This is a genomic window from Chitinophaga niabensis (genome assembly GCF_900129465.1).
Taxonomy (GTDB): domain Bacteria; phylum Bacteroidota; class Bacteroidia; order Chitinophagales; family Chitinophagaceae; genus Chitinophaga; species Chitinophaga niabensis.
In genome coordinates this window covers 136,655-161,472 of sequence record NZ_FSRA01000001.1, presented here as the reverse complement: position 1 = coordinate 161,472, position 24,818 = coordinate 136,655, and the positions used below count along the sequence as shown (strand labels likewise).

Below are 24,818 nucleotides of genomic sequence, written 5' to 3'. Positions count from 1 at the left end.
AAACGTCTATGAGTACAAAAGATCTGTCCAAATACTTCCACAGTAGTATGGATAACGAAGCCGCTTTGGCGCATTCTAAGCAAAAAACGAAGATTGTAGCCACCGTAGGACCAGCATGCGATACCTATGAGAAATTATTGGAACTCGTAAAAGCCGGAGTGAACGTATTCCGCCTAAACTTTTCCCATGGCAGCCATGAGGATAAGCTGAGGATCATCGGGTACATCCGCCAAATCAACAAAACTGAACCTTACAACGTAGCCATCCTGGCAGACCTGCAGGGACCCAAACTGCGTGTAGGGGACATTGAAAATAATGCACTGCCGCTGAAAGCCGGAGACATCCTCACCTTCGTAAACGAAAAATGCGTAGGAACCATGGAGCGTATCTATGTTTCTTACCACGACCTGCATAAAGATGTTCGTCCCGGCCAGAAGATCCTCCTGGACGATGGTAAGATTGAAACGATCGTTAGAGAAGTAACACCACAGCATGAGATCAAAGCGGAAGTATTGCTGGGTGGCGTACTCTCTTCCAAAAAAGGCTTCAACCTGCCTGATACTAAAGTTTCCCTGCCGGCATTGACAGAAAAAGACGTGGTAGACCTGGAATTCATCATCGACCAGGAGTGCGACTGGGTGGCCCTTTCTTTTGTGCGTAACGTAAAAGACCTTGGCCTCCTGCGCAAACGCCTGAAAGAACGTAATTCCAAAATGAAGATCATCTCCAAGATCGAGAAACCGGAAGCGATCCAGAACCTGAAAGAGATCATCTGGGAAAGCGATGGCGTAATGATCGCCCGTGGTGACCTGGGTGTGGAACTGCCTGTTGAAATGATCCCGATGATCCAGAAAGATATTATCCGCAAATGTATCCACCGTGCCAAGCCCGTTATTGTGGCTACACAAATGATGGAAAGCATGATAGACCGCTCCCGCCCTAACCGCAGTGAGATCACTGACGTGGCCAACGCGGTACTGGAAGGCGCAGATGCAGTGATGCTGAGTGGTGAAACCGCTACCGGTATGCACCCTACCCTGGTGATCCAAACCATGCGTAAGATCATCGGTGAAGTAGAGAAAGAAGAGATCATCTACAACCGTAACCTGATCCCTCACCGCCACTCTCCTACCTTCCTCAGCGATGCACTGTGCTACAACGCCTGTAAGATCGCAGAAGACCTGGAAGCAGATGGCCTGATCGGTATGACGCAGTCCGGTTACACCGGCTTCATGCTGTCCAGCTACCGCCCTAAATCTCCGCTGTATGTATTCACTAAAGAGCGCACGCTGGTAAACCAGCTGAGCCTCAGCTGGGGTGTACGTGCCTTCCACTATGCGGAAGAAGAAAGCCTGGACGATATCTTCTCTGATCAGATCAACATCCTGCGTGAAAGGAAGTTCATCAAAGGAAATGATGTAGTGGTGAACACTGGTAGTACGCCAATCGCGGAACACTTACCCACCAACATGCTGAAGATTACAAGAGTACCTGAATAATAAAAAAGAAAAGGCTGTCACAAAACGACAGCCTTTTCTTTTTTATAAGTAATACCATAGATCAATATCGCGATAAACGTGATCCCCACCCCGGCCAGGCAAACACCTGCCCATTTATTGATATCCCACACCAGCAGGCCAATACCTGAACCCAGCGAAGTACCGATAAAGCTCATCGTCATGTATACGGTGTTCATCCGGTTACGTGCTTCCGGCAACAGCGCATAAACCCTTGTTTGATTGGATACATGCACACCCTGTAAACCCAGGTCCAGCAACACAATACCAATGATCACACCCACCAGGGAATTACGGAAGAACCAGAAGATGATATATCCTGCCAGGATGCAGGCAATACCATACCCGATAGCAATACGCGGGTTCTTTTTATCTGCAATGCGCCCGATCAGCGGAGCACCCAGCGCACCGGTTGCCGCTGCCAGCCCCATAAGACCTATTACGTCGCTGCCAAAGTTGTAGGGAGGATTGGATAAGAGGAATACGGAAGTGGTCCAGAACAGCCCGAAAACACCAAAAGCGCAGGCATTAATGGTGGAGGCCTCTCTTAACAAAGGCTGATCCCGGATAAGGGTGAATACAGAACGCATCAATGCACCGTAACTGCCGTTAAAGGAAGGTTTACTTTGCGGGAATGTGAACAGGATCGTTATCATCATCACAAAGGTCATTGCTCCTGCAATCCAGAACATGGCCCGCCAGCCGAAATGCTGGCCGATGATACCGCTTAATGTTCTGGATAAAAGGATGCCTATCAGCAATCCGCTCATGATCACACCGATCACCTTACCACGGCGTTCCGGCGCTGCCAGGCTGGCTGCCAGCGGCAGGATCAGTTGCGGTACGATGGAAGTAAAACCGATGATCAGCCCCGTGATCTTGAGCATGCCGATATTAACGGAAAGGGCCGCCGCACAGAGTGCCGCTACTGCTGCACCCGTCATGAACAGGATCTGCTTCTTACGTTCCAGCTTATCGCCCAGGGGCACACAGAACAATAACCCCAATGCATACCCGATCTGCGTAAAGAAGGTTACCTGCCCGGCATTACTCTCTGATACATCAAACTCCCTGCTGATCAAAACCACCAGTGGCTGGCAGTAATATATATTAGCTACGATCAGGCCCGTACACAGCGCCATGATGGCTATATTCCATTTACTTAACGACGACATAAGGCTGCAAAGTTATGCCTTTTGTAACAAGTGTACCGCCCCCGTAAAATCCTTAACTTTATAACATGACGTTCAAAAGCATATATCCGTATACGCAGGAAACCATTGCAGAATATCCTGCCCATACAAAAGAGGAACTGGAGAAGAAATTGCAGCAGGGCTGGAAGGCATTTGCCGCCCTGAAACAGGCAACCCTCGAACAACGATCGGAATGGATGGTAAAGGCAGCCACCCTGCTCAAAGACCAGGTAACGGAACACGCCACGCTCATTACGCGGGAAATGGGCAAAACCTTAAAAGAGGCCAAAGCAGAAGTATTGAAATGTGCTGCTACCGCAGAATATTATACCGCCAATATCGGCGCCATGCTGCAACCCCGCATCATTCCTTCAGATGCGAAGAAAAGTTATGCAGCCTTTGAACCGAAAGGCATCGTGCTAGCTATCATGCCCTGGAACTTTCCCTACTGGCAGGTGTTCCGCTTTGCCATTCCCAATATACTCGCGGGCAATACCGTAGTGCTGAAACATGCCAGTAATGTAAGCGGCTGCGGACTTGCCATGGAAAAAGTATTCCGCGAAGCCGGTTTCCCGGAAGGCACTTTTCAGGCCCTGCTTGTTTCTTCCAAAGACATAGAACCTATTATCGGCGACAACCGCATACAGGGCGTAACCATTACCGGCAGCACGCCTGCCGGCATGAGTGTTGCGCAGCTGGCCGGTAAATACATCAAGAAAACTGTGCTGGAGCTGGGCGGCAGCGATCCTTTCATTGTATTGAAAGATGCCAATCTTGCAGAGGCAGCAAAGACCGCCGTGAAAGCACGTATGCAAAACGCCGGGCAGTCCTGCATTGCAGCCAAACGTTGGATCGTGGATAAAGCCATTGCAGATGATTTCACCCAGCAGGTGCAGTCCCTCATCACTTCCTTAAAGCAGGGAGATCCCTTTGCAGCAGATACAGATACCGGCCCTATGGCACGCCCGGACCTGGCAGAAGAGCTGGGCCGGCAGATGGATAAAAGCATAGAACAGGGCGCCCAGTTACTGGCAGGCGGCGAGCAGGACGGCTGCAATTTCACACCTGCATTATTAACCGGCGTGCAGCCCGGTATGGCTGCTTTTGAAGAAGAAACCTTCGGCCCGCTGGCAACCATCATCACAGCCAATGATGAAGGTGCCGCCATCCGCCTGGCCAATCAAACACCCTTTGGCTTAGGCGCCTCCCTCTGGACGAAGGACATAGAAAAAGCCGCGCGCCTCGCCACACTCATAGATAGTGGTAATGTATTCATCAATGCCATGGTACGTTCCGATGCAAGGCTGCCTTTTGGCGGTGTAAAGCTTTCCGGTCACGGCAGGGAATTATCACTGGAAGGCGTGCACGAATTCCTTAATATAAAAACCGTTTATATCCAGTAAAGCTATGTAACACCCTCTGGCTCAGCAACGTTAAACGAACGTTGTATTTTGAGAAATTATATGCAATAAATGGGGGTAAGTTTTACCTTTGGCGTCTATATATCGTAGTCACGTATATATTAAACGTGCTCATTTAACCTAACATCATGCATAACGTAGCCGGATCGGCGGTTTCTTCCATGGAAACTGGCCGGCGGGGATGGTGGCATTCCACCTCCAGCATAGTAATTATATACTTACTTGTGGCCGTGGGCTTGTACCTGCAATCCGTGTTCACAGGCAGATATAATAACTTCATCATTTTTCGCAGTTCCTGGCGGCACCTCACCGCAGGTTTACCGCTGTATGATCTGTACAATGGTGAGTATTTCGACTACTTTCTTTATCACCCGAGTTTCCCTGTTCTCTTTTCTCCTTTCGCAATATTCCCGCAGCAGATGGGTTTGCTCCTGTGGCTTCTTTTCAGCACCGGCATTTTCCTCTATGCGCTCAGTAAAATCCCCCTTAGCGGCAATGCCCGCACAGCGCTTTTCTGGTTCCTGCTACTGGAATTAGGCAATGCCCTGCAATCCTCACAGACCAACCCCGCCATGACGGCCTTTATGCTGCTCACCGTAGTACACCTGGATAAAGGCAATCCGGGCAGAGCGGCATTCTTCACCTGCCTTACTTTCTTTATCAAAGGTTACGGCGCAGTGATAGGTTTGGTATTCCTTTTCTATCCAAAGAAATGGCATTACATACAGTATTGCCTTTTGTTTGGCATTGCAGGTACCCTGCTGCCTTTACTTTTTGTATCACCGGAAACACTTACCGGTTATTACATTTCCTGGGTAGAACTGCTCACCAGCAGTACCATAAAAGAAGATGGTTCCCTGCTGGGTTTCCTGCATACCATATGGCGGGTGGATGATACCATCTTTCTGCTGGCGGCCCTCGCAGGCCTGGCGGCTATATTCACCACAGGTTTGATAAGAAGGTATGCCATCACACCATGGCTTACTGCCGCTTACCTGCTCATATGGATCGTAATATTCAATCAAAGCACCGAATCACCTACCTATATCATGGCCGTTACCGGCGTAGGGATGGGTTTACTCCTGCTCCCTTATAACAAATGGACCACCATTTTACTCTGCACCACTTTTGTGGTCACCTGCCTGTGTCCAACGGACTTCGTTCCGAAAGCGATCAACGTGATCGCCGTTAATTATCGCGTGAAAGCCCTACCGTGTTTTGCTGTGCTGCTTTACTTACAATGGCGCACAGGGATGATGATCAAACAACATGTTGAAGCACATGTAACCTAACAACTAACTATGCAACTAGCAACACCAGAACCTACTACGTTCCCTGTTCAGATTAACAACCTAACGATTCAAAGCAACAGGGTAACACATTATCTCGACCTGGTGATCCCCTGCTGCAACCCTCCGGAAGGATGGGTAGCGCAGATGGTCACAGATTATTGGGAACTACAGGACATGATGCCGGAAACAGGGATCCAGCTGATCCTTGTGAATGATGGCTCCGTGCGCAACGTCACCAACGCTCATCTTCGCCAACTGGCAGAGGGCATTCCCGGCGTGCGCATCATCAATCATCCCGTGAACCGCGGAAAAGGATATGCCGTTCGTTTAGGCGTAGCCATTGCCACCGGCGATTACCAGGTATGTACAGACTTTGATTTCCCTTTCGGCGTAAAAGCTGTAAAGCAGGCCTTTGAGCAATTGCTGCATGGATCAGATGTGGTGGCCGGTATCCGTGGTGAACAGTATGTAAAACTGCTGCCCCGTAAACGGAAAATGATCACCACGGTAAACCGCTTCATGAACCGTTACTTATTGCATTTGCCGGTAGCAGATGCACAGGCAGGGCTGAAAGGATTCAACAGCAAAGGCCGCAGGGAATTCCTGGCCACACGCATTAATGGCTTTTTATACGACAGTGAATTTGTTCACCGCGCAGGAAAGAACAAATCCCTGAAGATCCGTACCATACCGATCGTTTGCAGGCCAGGCATCTGCTTCTCTGAATTCAGATCAAAAGTATTGCTGCGGGAATTCGTTAACTTCATGGCCATCCTCATTGTGAGTTAAGATGAAAAATAAAATACTGATCAGCGTAGACGTAGAGGAATTTGATATTCCGGAAGAATACGGGCAGAAGATCCCCTTACAGGAGAAGCTGCTCGTATCCTATCGCGGCGTAGTGAAAACGATGACGCTGTTCGAGGAACTGAACATCCGCGCTACTTTTTTCATCACTGCTTACTGGGCACAGAATTTTCCTGACATGGTAAAACGCATGGCAGCCAAACATGAGATCGCCTCTCATGCTTTTTACCATGATGTTTTTGAAGAAACAGATCTTTTGGATTCACGGAATGAACTGGAATATATCAGTGGGCAGAAGGTAAAAGGCTTCCGTATGCCGCGTCTGAAACCAGTGAATATGGAATCCCTCGAAAAGGCCGGTTATACTTATGATGCTTCCCTCAACCCAACCTGGATCCCCGGGCGCTACAATAACCGCAAACAACCCCGTTATGTGCATCGCAAAGAAGCATTATGGGTGATGCCTTCTTCCGTTACACCCCGTTTAAGGTTACCGGTGTTCTGGTTAAGCGTGAAGAACTTCCCTTTATGGTTCACGCGGTATTGCAGCCGCAGGATCCTGCAGAAAGAAGACTATTTTTCTTTCTACTTCCACCCCTGGGAACTGGAAGACCTTAGCTCCTACAAGCTACCTTTGGTAGTGAAAAGTGTTTCCGGCACAAAGATGCATAACAAGATGCGGCGCTTTTTAGCTTATCTCAGTGCCAGGGGAGAATTTATATCACACAGTGATTATTTAGAGAAAGTACACTCCGGCGGAAAAGCATAATCGTTATAGTAAGCTTCCGCCTGTGCAGTGGTAAGGTCGCCATCAAAAGTGATCACCCGGTATTTCTGCGGGTATTCATTACCGGGGGTTAATACCCATTCACGGTCTTTAGTAGGACTGAACATCGCAAACACCTGGCCATTCTGATCTTTCTCCGGCCATATACGTACCGGCTGCGGGGAGTTAAAATTATCCGGCGCCGATAGTACCAGCAAACCTCCTTTACCTCCGTTCAATGCGCCCGCGATCTTGAACCAGCGGGCATGGGTATTGTCTGCATCTTTACGGGTCTTTCCCTCAGAAGTAAGCACCGCGCTGTTCTCATTATTCCATTCACCTGCTCCCCTGATGGCAAAACCTCCTCCGTACCTGTATTCCAATAATGTTATCGGGGATTTGCCCGCACAACGTAACCTGGAATTATAATCCCAAACCTGCTCCTTATCTTTTCCATCATACGCCAGTACCTCCAGGAACTCCACCATCGCAGTCTTTTCCGGTTTGCTCAGCACCACGTGTTGCTGCGTTACCAGGAAACCGCCAAATACCTTTCCATTCATTGTACGCGCAGGTTGGGAAAAACGCACCGTACCTGATAATTTTTTCAGGTTCCAGAAATCCACCGTATCGTTTTCAAATTTCGTATCCGTCCATGGGTTCCAGATACCGAAGTGATGATAGTGATCTTTGGGATGGATATTGGTGAGCACTTTCCCGGAAGGCGTATATGCAGGATGAATAAAACCACTCCTCCTGAAAGCGGTATCCACGCCTGCCGGTGGTTCCATTACCGCATAGTTGTATTGCAGTACCGGTTTGTTATCCTTTTCAACAATATAAGCGGTATTTGTTGTACGCACCGTTACTTTAGCAACACGATCATAGTCCTTCTTCGACCAAAGTTCATACACGCGCTCTGCTCCTGCCGGCAGATCTCCTTCCAGTCTCCATACAATAGTATGCTCTCCCTCCATTTGTACCGGGGTAACGATCTTCTTCCCCCCTTCAACATTTAATAACTCGGCAGACATCAATTGAATATGGAATTGCGGCAGTGCAACACGGATAATCGTATTATGCCGCGCATATTGCCCTGCTTTAACAGTGATGCGGCCAAGCAGCTGTGCTTGTGAAAATAAGGTGCTCATAAGCAAAACCAGTAATAACACATAACGTGGGTATCTCATATGGAAATCGATTGAATATGAAGTAAATTACTCATTCCCATTTACATTTAATAACCTTTCCTTACCTTAACAGGGTTAATTAACACCCAAAATACCCCCAAAATGAAAAAGGATAAACTGATCGTTTCCAACCGGTCTGCCCTGGTTAAAAAATACGGCAGTAAACACAAAACATTCCTGAAAGACCTCACCGCTATCAAAGACTTTGATAAAAAGCGGAAACTGAGCACCGAGATCGTATTCCTTGACGATGCCACAGCTATGAAAAAGTACAAGGTCCCCCCGGTAAAAAACCCGGAAGATCAGCGCCAGAACAAAGCTGCCATCGATGCCTTGTACAAACACTTTCAGCCGGATTACCTGGTGATTGCAGGAGCGCAGGATGTGATCCCTTTCCAGGAACTGCATAACCTTTTATCCAGCGATGATGATGAGGATGAGCTGATCCCCAGCGATCTTCCCTACGCCTGCGAGGCTCCTTATCATACAGATCCGGGTAAGTTCATTGCTCCTACCCGTGTGGTGGGCCGTTTGCCAGACATCCCGGGCAGCAAAGACCCCGCATACTTCCATTCCCTGGTAAAAGATGTGCTGGCCAGCAAACCCGTGAAAGATAAAGAGTACCGCAAATACTTCTCTGTGAGTGTATACGAATGGCGCCTGTCTACCCAGGAAAGCCTGCATAATATCTTTGGTGAGAATGCGCTGATGCAGATCTCTCCTATCAGCGGCCCCAAATGGACGGCCGCACAGATGAAACCAAAAACACATTTTATCAATTGCCATGGCTCCCTCGAAGATCATTGTTACTATGGTCAGAAAGGCTCAAATTACCCCGAAGCCGTAAATGCCAGCATGCTGGCTAAAATGATCAGCAAAGGCACTATCGCGGCCGCAGAATGCTGTTACGGGGCGCAACTCTATGATCCCAATGAAACAGAAACGCCCCAGATGAGTGTGGCCAATACCTACCTGATCAATCACGCCATTGCCTTTATGGGAAGTTCCACCATCGCCTATGGCCCTACAGAAGGACAGGGCCTGGCGGACATCCTCACGCAGGAATTCCTTATCAATACCATCAAAGGTGCTTCTACCGGGCGGGCCTTACTGGAAGCCCGGCAAAGCTTCCTGGATAAAATGGGCCCTACCCTGGACCCTTATGAACTGAAGACCATTGCACAGTTCTACCTCTTGGGAGAACCATCGGTGGTACCGGTGGCCAGCGCTCCTGCATCCAAATCCCTGAATGCCCGCAGGAACAGCCGGGATAATATGATCTCCAAAGGTGCTGCCCTCAGCAACTTTATTGCAACACCTACTTTAGTGAGCACTAAAAAAGAGGGTACAGAATTTGCAGCAAATGTGCGGTCTTTACTGAAGGATAAAAAATTCTCAGAAAAGGCCACCAAAAAGGTTTTTGAAACAGCACCGAAACCCAATGCGTTGACGCGGGACATGAAGGCATTCAACGCGCCGGTGAAATTTCACGTATATTCATCTTCTTCTGTCAGCGGTAAACATAAGAAAACCAAAGTGCTGGTAGTAAAGGAAAAGAACGGTGAAATAATGGGATACAGAGAATATGTCAGACGATAAGAAACAAGCGCCTAAAAAGGTAAAAGGGCAAATTATATTAAAGACTTTCGCGAGAACCACTAAAAGCGAAAGTTTAGGTGTGTACCTGCAAACGGCAGACGGCACCTTCCTCATCCGGCCGGCAGGGGGTAATCCATTTATGGATAATCCCCTGGCCGCCCTGGCGGGGAAATACATTGAGGCTCAGGGCCGTAAGAGCAGTTACGTTTTCTTTGCAAAAACCTGGAAGGAGATCACGGAAGAAGAAGCAGGATCAAAAGAATAAGCCGTTTAACCCCAATCCCCGGCCCCAATTAATCCTGTTTAACCCATCCGTCCATATTGTTGGCAAAAGCCATATTTAGCGTGTAAATTTATAGTAACAAAAACCTGTCGATATGATCCGCCATTCTCTTATCCGGCAGACTGTTCTTGTTCTTGCAGCATATCTGTTATGTATCCCCCTGCAGGGAAACAGTCAGCCTAATCGTATCATGCAGCAAAAAACCGCTGCACTCCTGGGTAAATACCTGGTATCCTTCAAATCAGAAAGAGGCACTTTGCGTTACGTGTTGCACATAGACAGTGCGCATGGGATGTTCTTTTTCGGTTCCCTTGAAAACGACACCACTTACCACCCCTCCCGCCGGGAAGTCTGCCGCATCAAAGGCTTGCTGGCTGAACGCAAAGGGTACGACTTCATCATGAAGCCGGACCTCGCATACGGTACGCCGTATAAACTCATCTGCCAGCCGCACGAGTGGTTGCTGAATAACAAAACCTATTTCTCTATCCGGGAGCCGAATATCATCAACGGGTATATGCTCGCTACGAATGATATAGATAACCGGTTGTACAGCTTCTCCGGTATGAAGCAGGAGCCCGAAAAAGAGCCGGAGAAAGTGCTGGTTTCTTTAAGCGCGAAGCCTTAAAAGGCCCTGTATAACTCAGCGCCTGTACCATTCCGGTTGGCATAGATGATCTTGCCGTTCCGGATCTTAACGCCATCTGCGGTATCTTCTGCCAGCAGCAACGGGCCGTCCATGTCAGTATAATCCAGATAGGGCAGCAGGTGTGCTACGGCAGAAGTACCAACGGTGCTTTCGTTCATACTACCCGTCATTACCTTCATGCCCAGCTGCTTCGCTTCCAGGATCATCCTGCGGGCAGGTGTGATGCCGCCGCATTTGGTGAGCTTTATATTGATGCCATGGAAATAACCATGGCAGTTCTTTACATCTGCTTCCACAATACAGCTTTCATCTGCTATGAGCGGTAAGGCGGAGGTTTCGTATACCTTTTTCATGCCCTCCCAATCTGCTGCGGGCATAGGCTGCTCAATGAATTCAACACCCAGCTCTTTAAAAGCGGCTGCATTCCGGAGGGTTTCCTCCACACCCCATGCGCAATTAGCATCCACACGAAAAATAGCTTTGGTGTGTTTGCGTAATTCCGTGATGATGGCAATATCATCTTTGGTACCCAGTTTGATCTTGTAAATGGGCCAGGGGAATTCCTGTAACTTCTTCACCATATTCTCCACCGTATCGATCCCGATCGTGTAATCCGTTAAAGGATTATGAGAAGGCTCCAGCCCCCAGACCTCGTACAGCTTTTTACCAAGCCGTTTCGCATAGAGGTCATGCGCAGCAAGGTCCAGTGCACAGAGCGCGAACAAATTATCTGATAACTTAGGATACATGGCTTCCCAGAAGGCTTCCGGCGTATCCAGTTTGTAAGATTCAATAAAAGGGCGATGGGCATTGATAGCTGCCATCAGTATGGGTACCGTAATATTGTAGTAAGAATTGTCGGCAGTTTCTCCGAGGCCGCTCCATCCGTCTTCCTGCAGTTCTGCTACCAATAGCGGTTGTACATCCTTGCTTTTTCTCGAAATAGTAAACGTGTGGCGGAATCTTAACTCGAAGGGATAAAGTGTTAGTTCCATAATTTAAATATACACAATGTAAGATGATATTTCCTAACCCCTTCCTGCCATACTGATCATCCCGCGAATGGTTGTTGTAAGCCCCTCTGCTTTCAGCAACGTTTCCAGGCTGAGTGGCATGCGGTAGCGCCAGTACCAGGGAGTAACAGCCGGTACATTGATCCGTTCCTCCGCAGGTCCTGTATGGGGAAGGCTTTCATCCAGCGCCAGCCAGTCCTGCAGCTGTAAGATGCACCACATGGCAGGTGACTGTAAATGTTCTTCAATCAGTGAACCATAATCCCCTTCTGCCCATTCACGGATCGTGCTCATGTCGTGCGTGGAAGGCGTTACAACAGAAAGATAGGGAGCGGATGCAAGGGTACTGTTTTCCCCCTTAGGCATACGCTGTACTTCCAGGCTGAGGATGCCCAGTAATTGCATCACGCCTGGTACGCAATGGGGCACCATACCAAGGTCTTCGCCGCAAACCAGCATATCTGTAGCCTGTTGCAATACCGGTAATTTCTTCAGGGCTTCCTGCTCCCAAAGAGCATCATGGCGGTGGAAATAATACTGGTCAGATAAAACCCGGAGTTTGTGCTGCACAGCAGGTTCCAGTGCTTCGAAAGAACTGGTGAGGTGCATATGGAAGCGCGGATGGAATTCACCATCCACCGGTTCAAGGAATAATACATTCGTGATCAGGTGCAGTAATCCCTGGCGGATAAAGGGATCCGGCTCATCTGCCACTGACTGCTGGGTAGTGTAGGAGGCTTGCAGCCGGAAGGTACCATCGCCGTTCCGTTCAAAGTAGATACCTTTTACGGCAGGTGTGGCATCGCTGAAAGTATCGTAGAGGATTGCGTCTGTGATATAAGGCTGGCAATAACGGGAACGGTCGAATGGAATACCTGCCGCCTGTAATTCATCTATGGTAAAAGGTATGGCAGGATCAAAGTATCCCAGTAATCCGTCGAAAGTATCACGGGGTATTTGCCAGATGCGGAAGAACCCAAGGATATGATCAATACGGAAAGCAGAAAAATACAATGCCATGTGCGCCAGTCTTTCCTTCCACCAGCGATACCCTGTTGCTGCCATCTGCGCCCAGTTGTATACAGGGAATCCCCAGTTCTGCCCCTTCATTGAAAAATCATCCGGCGGAGCGCCTGCCTGCACATTTGTATCGAAAAGCTCCGGTGCTTCTTTTACTTCCACACTTTGAAGGAATACTCCAATTGGCAAATCGCCTTTGATCACCACTCCTTTGCTGTGTGCGTAACTGACTGCATCCAGTAACTGGTTATGCAACTGATATTGAATGAAAAAATAAAAAGCCGCTTCTGTTGGCCGGCCGGTAAGCTGCAGATCCTTATCCCGCTCACAACTGAAGCGGGCATAAGGTTCCAGCCAATGCTGATTAGCTGCTACCCAGGTATGATAATCACTGTCGGGCTTAAACGCAGTGAACAATTCATTCAGCGCTTCCATTTTAATGCGGATCACCTGCTCATAATCCAGCGATGGCAGTTCGTTCAGTTTTGCCTGATGCTTTTTGTAATCCTTTACTTTACCTACAGCCGGTAAATGAATATAAACGGGATGTAATGCAAATGCAGAAATAGCGGCGTAGGGATAAGAATCCGTCCAGCTGTAATTCACGGTGGTATCATTCACCGGTAAGAGCTGCAGGATGCGCTGGCCGGTAGCGGCCGCCCAGTCTGCCAGCAATTTCAGATCTGCAAACTCTCCGATGCCTAATCCTTTTTCAGAACGAAGTGAAAATACAGGCACTGCAACACCCGCGCCTTTCCAGGGTGTAATATTGAACCGTGCAAACCCGTCGTGGATAATCGTACGGCCGTGTATGCTGAATTCACCGGTGAACATCACCCGGTTCTCTCCTTCCTCATAGATGAACTGATCACCTTCTTTTTTCCCATATTTATACTCGATCAACAGGCCGCGGGGAATATCTGCTACCGTTATTAGATCACCTTCTGCTGTGTATGTTAAAGGAATTGCCTGCTTTACATTCCATGCTCCCAGCTCCGGAATATTACCAATGATATAAACAGTTTCTGTTGCTTTTAATAGCGGAGCATGCACCCTGAAAGTATACAGTGCAGGAGCAGGAAGTGCAGCGGCCTCCCGTTTAAAGAACACTTCACTGAAAGGAGCGGTTAACCAGGCATTTTCTACCATACCCGGCCATATCCAGATGTCCCTTACCGTTAGTTCTTTATCAGAAGGGAAACAATAAATAGCACGGGTATTCCTTTCTGACAGTGTACCCAGGTAATACCTGTAACGGAATACAGCCGGATCATCCAAATGGACCGTCAGCCGCCACCAGGAAGCGTTGTAATACTCCATCAGCAACTTCGTTTCCCCCTGATCATGGCAAACAGCTACATAAAGCTCCTGCCCCCAGGCAGAAGAAAAACGAACATACAAGTGAAGCGTCATGCACGGAAATTACGAAAAAAAACATGCCTGCACCAAAAGGTACAGGCATTGTTCAGTTTGACTATTGATCAGTGCTCATAACTTTTGCAGTTTCCGGGAAACAGATTTCCCGTCATGTTGTAACTGGAGGATATATGATCCTGCCGGTGTTTCCGCACATTTAAAGGGAATGGTATGTTTACCTGCCGGTAAGTTCCCGTTCACCAGTACCGCTACCACCTTACCATTGATATCATATACTGCCAGCTTTGTCTGACCCGCAGCTTTCAGGTCAAAGCTCACCGTGGCTTGCTGCGTGAATGGATTAGGTGTAACATTTAACGCTTCGGAACTTTCTTCCTCTGTTTTACCCACACGCGAAACAAAACTGCTTCCATTCAATACCTTGATCTCCGTATAACTGTTCCAGGCATTCACACTATTACCATGCCCTACAATACGCACATATTTGGCAGACACCGGGGAGAAGTTAAATGTTTCCAGTGCTGTGGAAGTACCACTACTGTTCAGGCCTGTAGCTACATTCGTGAAAGAAGTGCCATTCGTTGAAACCTGGATATCAAAATTAGAACTGCGCGCATTACCATTATAAAAAGCGATCTGCACACCGGACACTGTTTGCGTAGCACTCAGGCAAAGCTGGATCCATTGCGGGTTACCGGAAGCAGACCAGCGGGTGTTGAGATCATTGTCCAATACATTGGCGGGTACATTACCATCGTCTGTACTGGCAGAGGCTGGCACACAGGGAGGCGAAGTTTGCTGCACCACCTGTACTTCCGTATAACTGTTCCAGGCATTTACGCTGTTACCATGCCCTACAATGCGCACCCACTTAGCAGATGCCGCAGTAAAATTAAAGGTTTCCAATGCCGTGGATGTACCGCTGCTGCTCAAACCGGTAGCCACATTCGTCCAGGAAGTACCGTTGGTTGAAACCTGGATATCAAAATTTGAACTACGCGTATTGCCATTATAGAACGCGATCTTTACGCCCGTTACTGTTACAATATTGTTCAAACAGAATTGGATCCATTGCCCGTCTCCACTGGCAGACCAGCGGGTACTAAGGTTATTATCCAGCACGTTCGCAGGTACATTGCCATCATCTGCACTGGCTGCTGCCGGCGAACAAACAGGAGGAGTACTGCCACCGGGAAAATCATCTGCGGGGCTTAACATGCGCTGGCGGATCCAGGTGCCTGCAGGTTTCAGGCGGGCTGTGGTCCATGGGCCGGCAGAGCAGGTTCCGCTAAGCCATACCGCACCGGAACGGTTATCGTCAGAATAGTTCCAGTTAGTCCAGCTGATCTTCTTGGTACGCATCAGGTCAATGTACTGCTGTGTCATTGTGAAATCATTTGGTCCGTCACCACTGGCCTCCTGTGAACCAAACTCCGTTACAAACACCGGCAGGCGGTCCGATGCCCAATTCAGTTCATTTAAGTATACACTGCCATGAGACTTTGCATAGAAGTGAAAAGTGTACATGATATTGGTAAAGCTCAAAGGGTTGCTCACAATATCCTGTGCGGAACGCCCGTCTGAAATACCCATAGAACCCCATGCATGTGTACCCACCAGGATCACCGCATCGCTGTCGATCGCACGGATCACAGGAATGATCTGATCTGCATAGGTTTTGATCCTTGCCCAGGTAACCCCGTTTGGCTCATTACATACATCGTAAATGATGTTGTTCTTGTTCTTATGCTGATTGGCAATAGCGGTGAAGAAAGTTTTCGCTTTGGCAAGGTTGGCATTGGGATCGCCGGGTGTTAGCTGGTGCCAGTCAACCAGCGCATACATGCCCCGCTCTGTAGCTTCGTCTATCAAACGGCTTACCTGCGCGGTGAAACCTGCAGGATCAGTATCATAACCACCTTCCTGCACATAGAGGGAAATACGCAGGATATCAGCACCCCAATCATATGCCAGGGCATCCAGCGAAGCTTCTGTTAAACAACTCCCCCATCCATACCATTGGATGCCGTGCGTGCTCATACCACGCAATTGGATAGGGTTGCCATACTGGTTACATAATTTCAGACCGATCACCTGCAACTGTCCGTTCTGCGCAACAGGTGTTTGTGCCTTCAGGATATGGGTAACAGATAACAGGCACAATGCCAGCAATAGTTTAAAGGATAAATGTGTTTTCATAAAGGTTCATATTAAGGGTTACGATTTAGTCTTCGGTTGAAGGCAATACAATGCCCCGTCCCTGTTGAGGACAATCGCGATAATTAAAAGGAGATGCGGAAGGTTGTAGTGTAAGTACTGACAACGGCTTCATAACGTGTTAAAGATCAACGGGCCTTCACTCAAATTCTGATCAAAAGTGCAATCGTTTGCATAAATATAGGAAATTTGATACAAACAGGGAAAAAATAATCTAAATTAGTAGTAGAACAATAATTCCACTTATGAAAACGATCCAAGATCTAAAAAGGCCTGTAACAGGCTAGCTGCTTCAATTTCCGCCATCTCTGATTATTATATTCCAACGCTGCAGGATCATTGTTAATCATTTAAAACCCTCTTCCCATGATGCAGGCGTATTTTATTCGTTGCTTATTATGTTTACTATTATTTACCTCGGCTGCTGTACAGGCGCAGGTAACAGTAATTGCTGACGGCCCCGGCAATACTTATGAGTTAATGGACCAGCAGGGATACAATGTTGAATCCCCTGATTGCGGCCATGCGGTGAAACATATCAATGAGATCATGGACACCCAGCTTGGCAAATATGTATTTGCTTTCACCCTGCACCGCGACCTGGATGATGACCGCTGCGGTGCAACAGACCGGCAGCGGATTGAACTGAGAGGTAAAGGAAGCGAGCAACAAGGCACACAAGGTTCTACCAGTTACTATCGCTGGAAGTTTAAACTGGATGCAGGTTTCCAGGAGTCGCCCAACTTTTGCCATATCATGCAATTGAAAGCATATGGCAATGGTCATGGCAGCGGCGCGCCTATCATTACCCTTACGCCGCGTTATAACAACAAAATGGAAATAGGCCATACCGGCCTGGGTGGCGCAGTTGCTACTGCCGATCTGAGCCTGTTTAAAGGTGTTTGGGTAGAAGCTTATGTAAAGATCAAACATGATAATAACGGCACGTTGGAATTTGTGATAAAAAGACTGAGTGATGGTGTAACGTTGTTGTCTTACACCAACAACAACCTGGATATGTGGGAGGACGGCGCAGGTTATGGGGCACCCAAATTCGGTTTTTACCGCAGCCTCACCAGCCCTTCTTACCTCCGTGACGAAACCATCCGCCTCGCAGATATCTGTGTTACAAAAGGCACTGCCAACCTCTGCCCCAGCGATGTTGGGGCCGCCTGTGTTCCGGCATCTGCAAGCACAGACGATGGTAATGTACCTGCCAATGTATTGGACAATGATCTCAACACCCGCTGGTCTGCTTCCGGTAACCCGCAATGGATCCAGCTTTGCCTGAGTGCTGCACAAACAGTGTCCGGCGTACAGATCGCATTTTATAATGGTACCGCCCGCCGCTCTAACTTTGATATCCAGGTTTCAACGAACGGTACTTCTTTCACGAATGTAGCTACCGGCCTGCAAAGCAGCGGCACCAGCAATGCGCTGGAAACATTTAACTTCTCCCCGGTGTCTGCCAAATATGTGCGTATTGTAGGGCATGGCAATACTGTAAACGCCTGGAACAGTTATACGGAGATCAAGGTATTGAATGGAAGTAGTTTTGTTTCGCGTGTGGGTAAAACAGAGGAAGAAAGTTCCGAAGCGTTAAATGTTACACCTAATCCATTCACGCAGCAAACCACAGTAAGCTTTGATCTTAAAACTGCCGGGCAGACGAGGCTGGCAGTATATGATATCACAGGCAAGGTGGTAGCGGTACTGGTGAACGGGAACTTACCGGCGGGTAAACATACTATTCCCTTCAAGTGTGCGGAAACACCGGCTGGATCATACATTCTACAGTTACAGCATGGGGGCAGGTCTGTTTCTAAGAAATTACAGAAGCTTTGATAAGGTGCGTACATCAGGTTGAGCAATGCCTGCTCAACCTGATGTATCTAATACTCGAAAAAATATTGCTGTATTTTTTTCCGGTCGTTTGTTTTGGTAAGGGCCAGCATTAATAAGATCCGGGCCTTTTGCGGCATCAGGTCGTCAGACACAATGGTCCCCAGCTTTTCATCATCCGTTTCATCGAGGAGTGTTACCCTTCCTGTGGGAACCCGGGATGCCCTCACCACAGGAATACCTTTTTTAATAGCAGCTACTGCAGCGTCTGTATTGGCTTTATTCAGATTGCCATTGCCCAGGCCGCCGGTAACAATACCTTTTGCACCAGCTGCAACATATGCATTCATGGCTGTGGCGGGCGCATCTGCATACAACTCTACCACTGCCACTTCCGGCAGTGAGGCTAAACCTGTAATATCAAAAGGTGTAGCCTTGTTCGTTTTTCTTAAAGGTGTTTCATATAACACTATCTTACCATCGTATACCTGCCCAACAGGCCCGCTGTTAGGCGCGGTAAAAGCATTCAGATGGGTGGTGCTGGTTTTCACAGCTTCCCTGCCTGAAAAAATATATTCATTAAACACCAGCAATACACCACTATGCGCTGCCTGTTTGGAAGCAGCCAGTGTAACTGCATCGTACAGGTTCTTTGGCCCGTCAGCACTGATAGCGGTAGCAGGGCGCATAGAACCTGTGATCACAACCGGCTTATCATAACGTACTGTGAGGGAAAGGAAATAAGCCGTTTCTTCCTGTGTATCCGTACCATGTGTGATCACAATCCCGTCTGCTTCATTATTCTTATAGATCTCATTGATCCTTTTGTTTAGCTTTATCCAGATGGCCACGCTCATATCCTGGCTTCCTACATTGGAGATCTGCTCACCTGTAATGTCCGCTACTTTTTCTATCCCCGGAACAGCGCCTATCAGGTCTTTAACAGGCAGTTCTCCTGAAGTATAAGCAGAGTGATCTGCAGAAGCTCCTTTCCCGGCAATGGTACCACCTGTGGCAAGGATCTTGATCCTTGGCAATTTCTGGGCAAACAGGCCCGCGCTGCATAAAAAAGACGTGAATAAAATGAATAGTAATTTCATTCGGTTAAGATTATAGTGAAAGATCATTTACCGGAATTCTCCCAGCTGGTCACATACTCCATCAATATCTTACGGATGCTTTTACCCAGTATCAGGTAGCTGTCTGTAGGAAGGTTTGCAAGGGAAACCCTGATGCTCCATTCCGGCCCTGCAAATCCGCCGCCATTTAAAAGCACAATGGATGTTTTCTCTGCCAGGCGGAAGAGTACATCAACAGGTTCAAAATTCTTTTTGAGCCAGGCCGCAAATTCATCTCCGTAAAAATGTTTAGCAGCTACCATCACATCAATTTCAGAATAATAACCTACACGGGTAGGGTCTTCCGGAGGCACTACTTCTATTCCTTCCCATAACAGGTTGAAACGTTTACGGATGATGGACTGGGCTAAGGTTTTATAGGCATCCTGTGTATCCAATACACAGAAGGCGCTAAAAAGCATCATCTGGAATTGTTGCGGTAAAGAAAGACCGGCAGTATGATTCAGGGCTACCTGCCTGCTGTCTGCCACCAGCCGGTCAACAAACTTAATGTCCTCCGGTTTTAAACTGAGGGTTTCATACCGTTTGTGTAATTCCTTTTTATGCACATCACTCAGCTGAGCGATCTTTTTATCGAAGATATTATCCTGGTGAACGGCGATCGTACCCAGGCGCCATCCGGTACAACCAAAGTATTTCGAAAAAGAATATACCGTGATGGTATTGAAGGGCACGATAGCCATCAGGGAACGGAAATTATCAACAAAAGTGCCGTATACATCATCTGTAATGATCATTAATTCCGGGTTGTTATTCTTCACGATCCCGGCAATATAATCCAGCGTTTCTTTTCTCATGGCAAAGGAAGGTGGATTGCTGGGATTCACTACAAACGCTATTTTAACGGCAGGGTCTTTTAGTTTATCCAGTTGTTCCGGCGGATACTTCCAGGTATGAAAACCATTTTCGCCAGTGGTATTTGCTTCTACATACACCACTTCAAAATTATACCGTTCCAGTTGCGGGATTTCAATATAGGGTGTAAAGGTTGGGGTAAGCAGGGCAATCTTATCTCCCCGCTCAACCAGGTGATTCTGCATCAGGGAATCAAAAATATAACACATAGCTGCGGTACCGCCTTCAACCGCAAAGAGATCAAACTTACCAGCCTTTGTTTCCCCTCCGCACATTTCCTGTATCAGGTAATCATGTACCACTACTTCTATATGGCGTAACATCCGGTCCGGTACCGGGTAGTTAAAACCGATCACGGCTTCCACCCACTCGCGGATCCAGGCATCGGCATCAAAGGCATGTTTATCTACTCCATACCGGTATGTTTTATCCAGGAGTGCAGCTCCCGGTACATCTTTCTGTTTGCTTAAAAAAGCCTCAAAACGCTCCGCGATCCCATTCTTATCCTGAACAATGCCTGCCAGGATACCCTGGGCCTCAAGGTTCCTCCGGCACTCTTCCAATGCAAACTGCCCGAACAGGAAAAAAGCTTCCCGGGGTGTTGTGGCTATCCAATTGGGATTACCTCTGCCTGCATTCAGCATGGATGCTGTTGATTTTAAGGCACTCTCTTCTGCCAGGTGGATCAGTTCATTCTTAATTTCAAAAGGGCTCAGGGTTTCGAGCGTTTTCTCAACGTTCCTTGACGTTTTGATCTTAGAAATATCAACTGCCATAAATAATGTATTAGAAGGTTAATGGTTTAACTCATTAAAAGAATGATGAGCACCCCCCAGATGATCAGCAATGTATTACCAACAGCATATGTAACGGTATAACCCAAAGCGGGGGTCTTGCTCTTAACGGCGTCCTGTATAGCGCCCAGGGCAGCAGTTGTAGTACGGGAACCTGCTGCGCAGCCTAACGTAATGATGGGATGGAACTTAAAAACATACCGCCCCAGCAACAGGGCAAATATCAGTGGTAATGCCGTAGCTGCTGCACCTGCTATGAACAAGCCCCAGCCGGCCTCTTTAAAGCCCTCTACAAAACTGGGGCCTGCAGTGATGCCTACAACCGCAATGAACATATTAAGCCCTACATTGTTCATCACCCATAAAGCAGGTTCAGGAATACGCCCGAATGTAGGGTGCTGCCCTCTTAACCAGCCGAAGATCAAACCCGAGATCAATGCTCCGCCGCTGGTGCTCAAACTGATGGGCAGGCCTCCTATCCGCAGTGATATAGCCCCAAACAAACCACCCAGTAAAATACCCAGCCCCACAAAGATCATATCTGTTGTATTGGTTGGCCTGTCCGCATAACCAATATGTACGATAGCTGCTTCCACATCCCTTTTAGTACCTATCAGCTCAATCATATCCCCTTTGTTCAGCTTTGTATTAGGCAGAACGGGGATTTCAATCCCGGCCCTTTTTATAGTTCTTACTACCACACCATGCATATAGTCTGCCTGGCGCAATTCAGCCAGCGTTTTATCTACCACTTCCTTTCTGATGATCATTACACTCAGTACTTCCAATGGAAAGTTTAAGAGCTCCGCATCCAGTACTTCCTTTTCGTTTACCGCCACATAATTCATCATATACTCCCTTCTCCCGCCCAAAGCAATCACATCATTCTCTTCAATAATGGTATCCGGCGTCACATCTTTGATCTCTTTCCCTTTGCGTATACGTTGTATGAATAAACGCCTTCCTTTACTTTGCAGTTCTGCTTCTGTTTGTGCCACCGTTTTATTGCAGGCATATGAATGTCCGGCTATCTGGTAAGCATTATATATCACCCTGTCGTATGCAGAAGCAATGGCCGGGTCATCTCCGATGGAACTTCCCCCCAGTTTAAGTTCAAGCTCCTTTGCTTTTTCAACCAGGTTACCTCCCAGTAAACGGGGACCAATGGAAGCCAGCAGCCAGGCAGAACCTGCTGTACCAAAAATATAGGTCACCGCATAGGCCACCGGGATCTTATTGATCAGGGATGCTTTCTGGTCTGCGGGAATGTTCAGGTGATTAATGGTATCGGAGGCTACCCCGATTACAGCTGAAATGGTTTGAGAACCGGCCAGCATACCTGCTGTTAGCCCCATATCGTAGCCCATTAATTTACCGATCAGGAATGGGAAGATGAGGCAGAACACACAAACAATAGCTGCATATAACATCTGCGGCAAACCATCCTTTTTTAAACCTCCAAAGAACTGGGGCCCAACGCTGTAACCTACTGCAAACAGGAACATCAGAAAGAAGACAGACTTTACATTTGCAGAGATGGCAATATCCAGCTGACCCACTAAAACACCCACCAGCAAAACACTGGTCACTGTTCCAAGGGAAAAACTCCCGACTTTAAAACTTCCTATAAAATAGCCCAGTGAGAGGGTCAGGAAAACGGCTAATTCAGGATATTGCCGCAGGGTAATAACGAACCAATCCATAAGATATGTTTATGCCCGGGGCTTGAAGGGAACCCCTGTTTAAGATTAACGAACTTCACCAGGGGGGAACAAGTACCGCCTCCCGTGCTTTAACTAAACATGCTGCCTGCATAATTGTTCAAATCAACGCACATATTGGGTAAATACTTACTCAATATGATGTTTAAAAACTTTACTGCCCTTAAGGTTGTTCTGCCTGTAAATACATTTATATGAAATATCTTCTGGCAGCACTGGCCTTTATATCCTGTAATGGCAGTAAAGTGCATGAATTACAAAAGAAAATCGATGCATACGAAGCGGCTGAAAAAGTCACGGCAGAACGCCTCATCCGCATGGACTCCCTGGATTTTCAGTTCTATAGTAACCAGCTGTGGGACTCTCTGAGCCTCAGCCATACGGACGACATCAAGGTATTCTATCCCGATGGCACCACATCCCAGGGCCTTTTTCCGGCGCATATAGACTTACTGAAACCACAGTTCGTGTTTGCCCCGGACACAAAGGTAACCGCCCACCCTATTCGCTTTGGTACCGGGGAATGGACCTGTGTGGTAGGTATTGTGGAAGGTACTTTCTCCAATGTTATGCCTGCAGGCGGCGATAAAACGATTGCTCCGACAGGAAAGCGGTTTAAGTTTCCCATGGTCACCATCGGGCATTGGGAGGGCGGAAAGATGAAGGAAGAATACCTGTTCTTCGATAACCTGGGGATCCTGAAACAGATAGGGTTGGCGCAATAATTAGGATAATTCGCAGAACTGGCTTATTTTATTATCATAAGCCAACGCGAACTATATGAACAGATCATCAACCATCCTGATCACCCTTCTTTTATCTTCCTTATCCCTGCAGGCACAAGACTTCCAGGCACAGATCGCACAAAAGGCCACTGCGCTTTTACCTAAGGTTATTGAATGGCGGAGATACCTTCACGAGCATCCGGAGCTTTCTAACCGCGAAACCAAAACCGCAGAATATGTTGCAGCACACCTGCGCAGCTTAGGTATTGAAGTGCAGACAGGCATTGCCAAAACCGGCGTAGTAGGTTTGCTGAAAGGTGGCAAACCCGGGCCTGTTGTTGCCTTGCGTGCAGATATGGACGCACTGCCTGTATTGGAGAAAGCAGATGTTCCTTTTAAATCCACCGTTACTGCAGAATACCTGGGGCAAACGGTTCCCGTGATGCATGCCTGCGGGCACGATAGCCATGTTGCCATTTTAATGGGCACTGCAGAGGTGCTGGCGGCTATGAAGAAAGATATACCCGGTACCGTTAAATTCATCTTTCAGCCAGCAGAAGAAGGCCCTCCGGGCACAGAAGAAGGTGGCGCTCCCCTGATGGTGAAAGAAGGGGTGATGGAAAACCCTGTGGTAGATGCCATATTCGGATTACATATCAGCTCTTCCATTGAGATAGGAAAGATCCAGTATAAACAAGGAGCTATGATGGCTTCTTCTGACTGGTTCACCATTGCCATTAAAGGTAAACCATCACATGGCTCCTCTCCCTGGAACAGTATAGATCCTATTGTGGTGGGCACGCAGATCATCAACGGCCTGCAAACTATTGTAAGCCGCCAGGCAAATATTGTTGATGCGCCGGTAGTGATCACGGTAGGTAAATTCCATTCCGGCGTAAGGAGTAATATCATTCCGGAAGAAGCATTACTGGAAGGTACTATCCGCACGCTGGACAGCAAGATGCAAACAGACGTGCATGAACGTATCCGCCGCACGGCCACTAAAATAGCAGAAGCTTCCAATGCACAGGCCACTGTTACGATCGATAAGAAAACACTGGTCACCTTTAATGATTCCGCATTGGTGTCCCGCATGCTTCCTTCTTTACAGAAAGCGGCAGGCAGCGGCAAAGTGAGTATCATGAACTGGGTAACGGGTGCAGAGGACTTCTCCTTCTATGGCACTAAAGCACCTGCTTTCTTTTTCTACCTGGGTGGCATGCCCAAAGGCAAAGATCCCAAACAGGCGCCCAGCCATCATACGCCGGACTTTTATATAGACGATAGTATGCTGGATGTGGGTGTGAAGGCATTCTGTAATCTCGTTTTTGATTATAAGAAGAAATAAAAAAAGCCCGGACGTAATAAACGTCCGGGCTTTTAAAATATTCAGAAATT

Annotated in this window: 19 protein-coding genes; 11 read left to right on the top strand and 8 right to left on the bottom strand. The window is 47.8% G+C overall.

Going from position 1 to position 24,818, the window contains the following annotated elements:
* Window positions 1–8: 8 nt before the first annotated feature.
* Window positions 9–1,499, top strand: coding sequence for a pyruvate kinase (gene pyk / locus BUR42_RS00655; protein WP_084185252.1), 1,491 nt, complete (start codon window positions 9–11; stop codon window positions 1,497–1,499).
* A gap of 17 nt (window positions 1,500–1,516) precedes the next feature.
* Here the strand turns inward: pyk and BUR42_RS00650 are convergent, their stop codons facing one another.
* Window positions 1,517–2,692 (bottom strand): MFS transporter, encoded by a 1,176-nt coding sequence (locus BUR42_RS00650; RefSeq protein WP_074237243.1) that lies wholly within the window; start codon window positions 2,690–2,692, stop codon window positions 1,517–1,519.
* 65 nt (window positions 2,693–2,757) lie between these two features.
* Between BUR42_RS00650 and BUR42_RS00645 the strand changes: the two genes are divergently transcribed.
* The 4 genes from BUR42_RS00645 (at window position 2,758) to BUR42_RS00630 (ending at window position 6,999) form a co-directional block, all read left to right on the top strand.
* Window positions 2,758–4,113: an NAD-dependent succinate-semialdehyde dehydrogenase gene (locus BUR42_RS00645; protein WP_074237241.1), complete on the top strand. Its 1,356-nt coding sequence runs from the start codon at window positions 2,758–2,760 to the stop codon at window positions 4,111–4,113.
* Window positions 4,114–4,259: 146 nt separating this feature from the next.
* Entirely contained in the window at window positions 4,260–5,423 is a 1,164-nt protein-coding gene (locus BUR42_RS00640) for a glycosyltransferase family 87 protein (protein WP_074237239.1), read from the top strand.
* 9 nt (window positions 5,424–5,432) lie between these two features.
* The gene (locus BUR42_RS00635) at window positions 5,433–6,212 is read left to right on the top strand and encodes a glycosyltransferase (protein ID WP_074237237.1); all 780 of its coding nucleotides are present in this window, start codon (window positions 5,433–5,435) and stop codon (window positions 6,210–6,212) included.
* Window position 6,213: 1 nt separating this feature from the next.
* A complete protein-coding gene (locus tag BUR42_RS00630; protein WP_074237235.1) occupies window positions 6,214–6,999 on the top strand; it encodes a polysaccharide deacetylase family protein in 786 nt (261 codons plus the stop codon).
* Here BUR42_RS00630 and BUR42_RS00625 read toward each other — a convergent pair.
* The gene (locus BUR42_RS00625; RefSeq protein ID WP_084185248.1) at window positions 6,963–8,186 is read right to left on the bottom strand and encodes a DUF6807 domain-containing protein; all 1,224 of its coding nucleotides are present in this window, start codon (window positions 8,184–8,186) and stop codon (window positions 6,963–6,965) included. The two genes, BUR42_RS00630 and BUR42_RS00625, sit on opposite strands and share 37 nt — an antisense overlap.
* A gap of 102 nt (window positions 8,187–8,288) precedes the next feature.
* Between BUR42_RS00625 and BUR42_RS00620 the strand changes: the two genes are divergently transcribed.
* From BUR42_RS00620 to BUR42_RS00610, 3 genes are all read left to right on the top strand, one after another.
* Window positions 8,289–9,785: a hypothetical protein gene (locus BUR42_RS00620; RefSeq protein WP_074237231.1), complete on the top strand. Its 1,497-nt coding sequence runs from the start codon at window positions 8,289–8,291 to the stop codon at window positions 9,783–9,785.
* Complete coding sequence (locus tag BUR42_RS00615; RefSeq protein ID WP_074237229.1) at window positions 9,772–10,050, top strand: hypothetical protein; 279 nt, start codon at window positions 9,772–9,774, stop codon at window positions 10,048–10,050. Before BUR42_RS00620 ends, BUR42_RS00615 begins: the two co-directional genes overlap by 14 nt.
* A gap of 112 nt (window positions 10,051–10,162) precedes the next feature.
* On the top strand, window positions 10,163–10,696 hold the full coding sequence (locus BUR42_RS00610; RefSeq protein WP_074237227.1) for a hypothetical protein: 534 nt from the start codon (window positions 10,163–10,165) through the stop codon (window positions 10,694–10,696).
* Here the strand turns inward: BUR42_RS00610 and BUR42_RS00605 are convergent.
* The 3 genes from BUR42_RS00605 to BUR42_RS00585 form a co-directional block, all read right to left on the bottom strand.
* Entirely contained in the window at window positions 10,693–11,712 is a 1,020-nt protein-coding gene (locus BUR42_RS00605; RefSeq protein ID WP_074237225.1) for a dipeptide epimerase, read from the bottom strand. The genes BUR42_RS00610 and BUR42_RS00605 overlap by 4 nt on opposite strands.
* Window positions 11,713–11,745: 33 nt before the next feature.
* Window positions 11,746–14,163, bottom strand: coding sequence for a 4-alpha-glucanotransferase (locus tag BUR42_RS00600; RefSeq protein ID WP_074237223.1), 2,418 nt, complete (start codon window positions 14,161–14,163; stop codon window positions 11,746–11,748).
* Window positions 14,164–14,238: 75 nt separating this feature from the next.
* Complete coding sequence (locus BUR42_RS00585; protein ID WP_084185246.1) at window positions 14,239–16,326, bottom strand: cellulase family glycosylhydrolase; 2,088 nt, start codon at window positions 16,324–16,326, stop codon at window positions 14,239–14,241.
* 384 nt (window positions 16,327–16,710) lie between these two features.
* Here BUR42_RS00585 and BUR42_RS00580 point away from each other — a divergent pair, with 384 nt between their 5' ends.
* Complete coding sequence (locus tag BUR42_RS00580) at window positions 16,711–18,189, top strand: discoidin domain-containing protein (protein ID WP_084185244.1); 1,479 nt, start codon at window positions 16,711–16,713, stop codon at window positions 18,187–18,189.
* 47 nt (window positions 18,190–18,236) lie between these two features.
* On the opposite strand, the gene BUR42_RS00575 is transcribed toward BUR42_RS00580, so the two are convergent.
* Genes BUR42_RS00575 through aspT form a run of 3 tightly spaced genes read right to left on the bottom strand, consistent with a single transcriptional unit; the run spans window position 18,237 to window position 22,677 of the window.
* Complete coding sequence (locus tag BUR42_RS00575) at window positions 18,237–19,286, bottom strand: type II asparaginase (protein WP_074237219.1); 1,050 nt, start codon at window positions 19,284–19,286, stop codon at window positions 18,237–18,239.
* Window positions 19,287–19,309: 23 nt separating this feature from the next.
* On the bottom strand, window positions 19,310–20,956 hold the full coding sequence (gene aspD / locus BUR42_RS00570) for an aspartate 4-decarboxylase (protein WP_074237218.1): 1,647 nt from the start codon (window positions 20,954–20,956) through the stop codon (window positions 19,310–19,312).
* A gap of 26 nt (window positions 20,957–20,982) precedes the next feature.
* Entirely contained in the window at window positions 20,983–22,677 is a 1,695-nt protein-coding gene (aspT, locus tag BUR42_RS00565) for an aspartate-alanine antiporter (RefSeq protein ID WP_074237216.1), read from the bottom strand.
* Window positions 22,678–22,889: 212 nt separating this feature from the next.
* On the opposite strand from aspT, the gene BUR42_RS00560 reads away from it, so the two are divergent.
* Together BUR42_RS00560 and BUR42_RS00555 are read left to right on the top strand one after the other, a co-directional pair.
* Complete coding sequence (locus tag BUR42_RS00560; RefSeq protein WP_074237214.1) at window positions 22,890–23,420, top strand: ester cyclase; 531 nt, start codon at window positions 22,890–22,892, stop codon at window positions 23,418–23,420.
* Window positions 23,421–23,475: 55 nt separating this feature from the next.
* Window positions 23,476–24,768, top strand: a complete 1,293-nt coding sequence (locus tag BUR42_RS00555) for an amidohydrolase (RefSeq protein ID WP_074237212.1) — start codon at window positions 23,476–23,478, stop codon at window positions 24,766–24,768.
* The last annotated feature ends 50 nt before the right edge of the window (window positions 24,769–24,818 follow it).

What these genes read in the sequence shown, in the direction of transcription:
- BUR42_RS00575 (WP_074237219.1), bottom strand. Translation starts at nt 19,286, where the DNA reads ATGAAATTACTATTCATTTTATTCACGTCTTTTTTATGCAGCGCGGGC.
- BUR42_RS00610 (WP_074237227.1), top strand. Translation starts at nt 10,163, where the DNA reads ATGATCCGCCATTCTCTTATCCGGCAGACTGTTCTTGTTCTTGCAGCA.
- BUR42_RS00650 (WP_074237243.1), bottom strand. Translation starts at nt 2,692, where the DNA reads ATGTCGTCGTTAAGTAAATGGAATATAGCCATCATGGCGCTGTGTACG.
- BUR42_RS00605 (WP_074237225.1), bottom strand. Translation starts at nt 11,712, where the DNA reads ATGGAACTAACACTTTATCCCTTCGAGTTAAGATTCCGCCACACGTTT.
- BUR42_RS00615 (WP_074237229.1), top strand. Translation starts at nt 9,772, where the DNA reads ATGTCAGACGATAAGAAACAAGCGCCTAAAAAGGTAAAAGGGCAAATT.
- BUR42_RS00635 (WP_074237237.1), top strand. Translation starts at nt 5,433, where the DNA reads ATGCAACTAGCAACACCAGAACCTACTACGTTCCCTGTTCAGATTAAC.
- BUR42_RS00645 (WP_074237241.1), top strand. Translation starts at nt 2,758, where the DNA reads ATGACGTTCAAAAGCATATATCCGTATACGCAGGAAACCATTGCAGAA.
- BUR42_RS00640 (WP_074237239.1), top strand. Translation starts at nt 4,260, where the DNA reads ATGCATAACGTAGCCGGATCGGCGGTTTCTTCCATGGAAACTGGCCGG.
- BUR42_RS00620 (WP_074237231.1), top strand. Translation starts at nt 8,289, where the DNA reads ATGAAAAAGGATAAACTGATCGTTTCCAACCGGTCTGCCCTGGTTAAA.
- aspD (WP_074237218.1), bottom strand. Translation starts at nt 20,956, where the DNA reads ATGGCAGTTGATATTTCTAAGATCAAAACGTCAAGGAACGTTGAGAAA.
- BUR42_RS00560 (WP_074237214.1), top strand. Translation starts at nt 22,890, where the DNA reads ATGAAATATCTTCTGGCAGCACTGGCCTTTATATCCTGTAATGGCAGT.
- BUR42_RS00555 (WP_074237212.1), top strand. Translation starts at nt 23,476, where the DNA reads ATGAACAGATCATCAACCATCCTGATCACCCTTCTTTTATCTTCCTTA.
- BUR42_RS00625 (WP_084185248.1), bottom strand. Translation starts at nt 8,186, where the DNA reads ATGAGATACCCACGTTATGTGTTATTACTGGTTTTGCTTATGAGCACC.
- aspT (WP_074237216.1), bottom strand. Translation starts at nt 22,677, where the DNA reads ATGGATTGGTTCGTTATTACCCTGCGGCAATATCCTGAATTAGCCGTT.
- BUR42_RS00585 (WP_084185246.1), bottom strand. Translation starts at nt 16,326, where the DNA reads ATGAAAACACATTTATCCTTTAAACTATTGCTGGCATTGTGCCTGTTA.
- BUR42_RS00600 (WP_074237223.1), bottom strand. Translation starts at nt 14,163, where the DNA reads ATGACGCTTCACTTGTATGTTCGTTTTTCTTCTGCCTGGGGGCAGGAG.
- BUR42_RS00580 (WP_084185244.1), top strand. Translation starts at nt 16,711, where the DNA reads ATGATGCAGGCGTATTTTATTCGTTGCTTATTATGTTTACTATTATTT.
- pyk (WP_084185252.1), top strand. Translation starts at nt 9, where the DNA reads ATGAGTACAAAAGATCTGTCCAAATACTTCCACAGTAGTATGGATAAC.
- BUR42_RS00630 (WP_074237235.1), top strand. Translation starts at nt 6,214, where the DNA reads ATGAAAAATAAAATACTGATCAGCGTAGACGTAGAGGAATTTGATATT.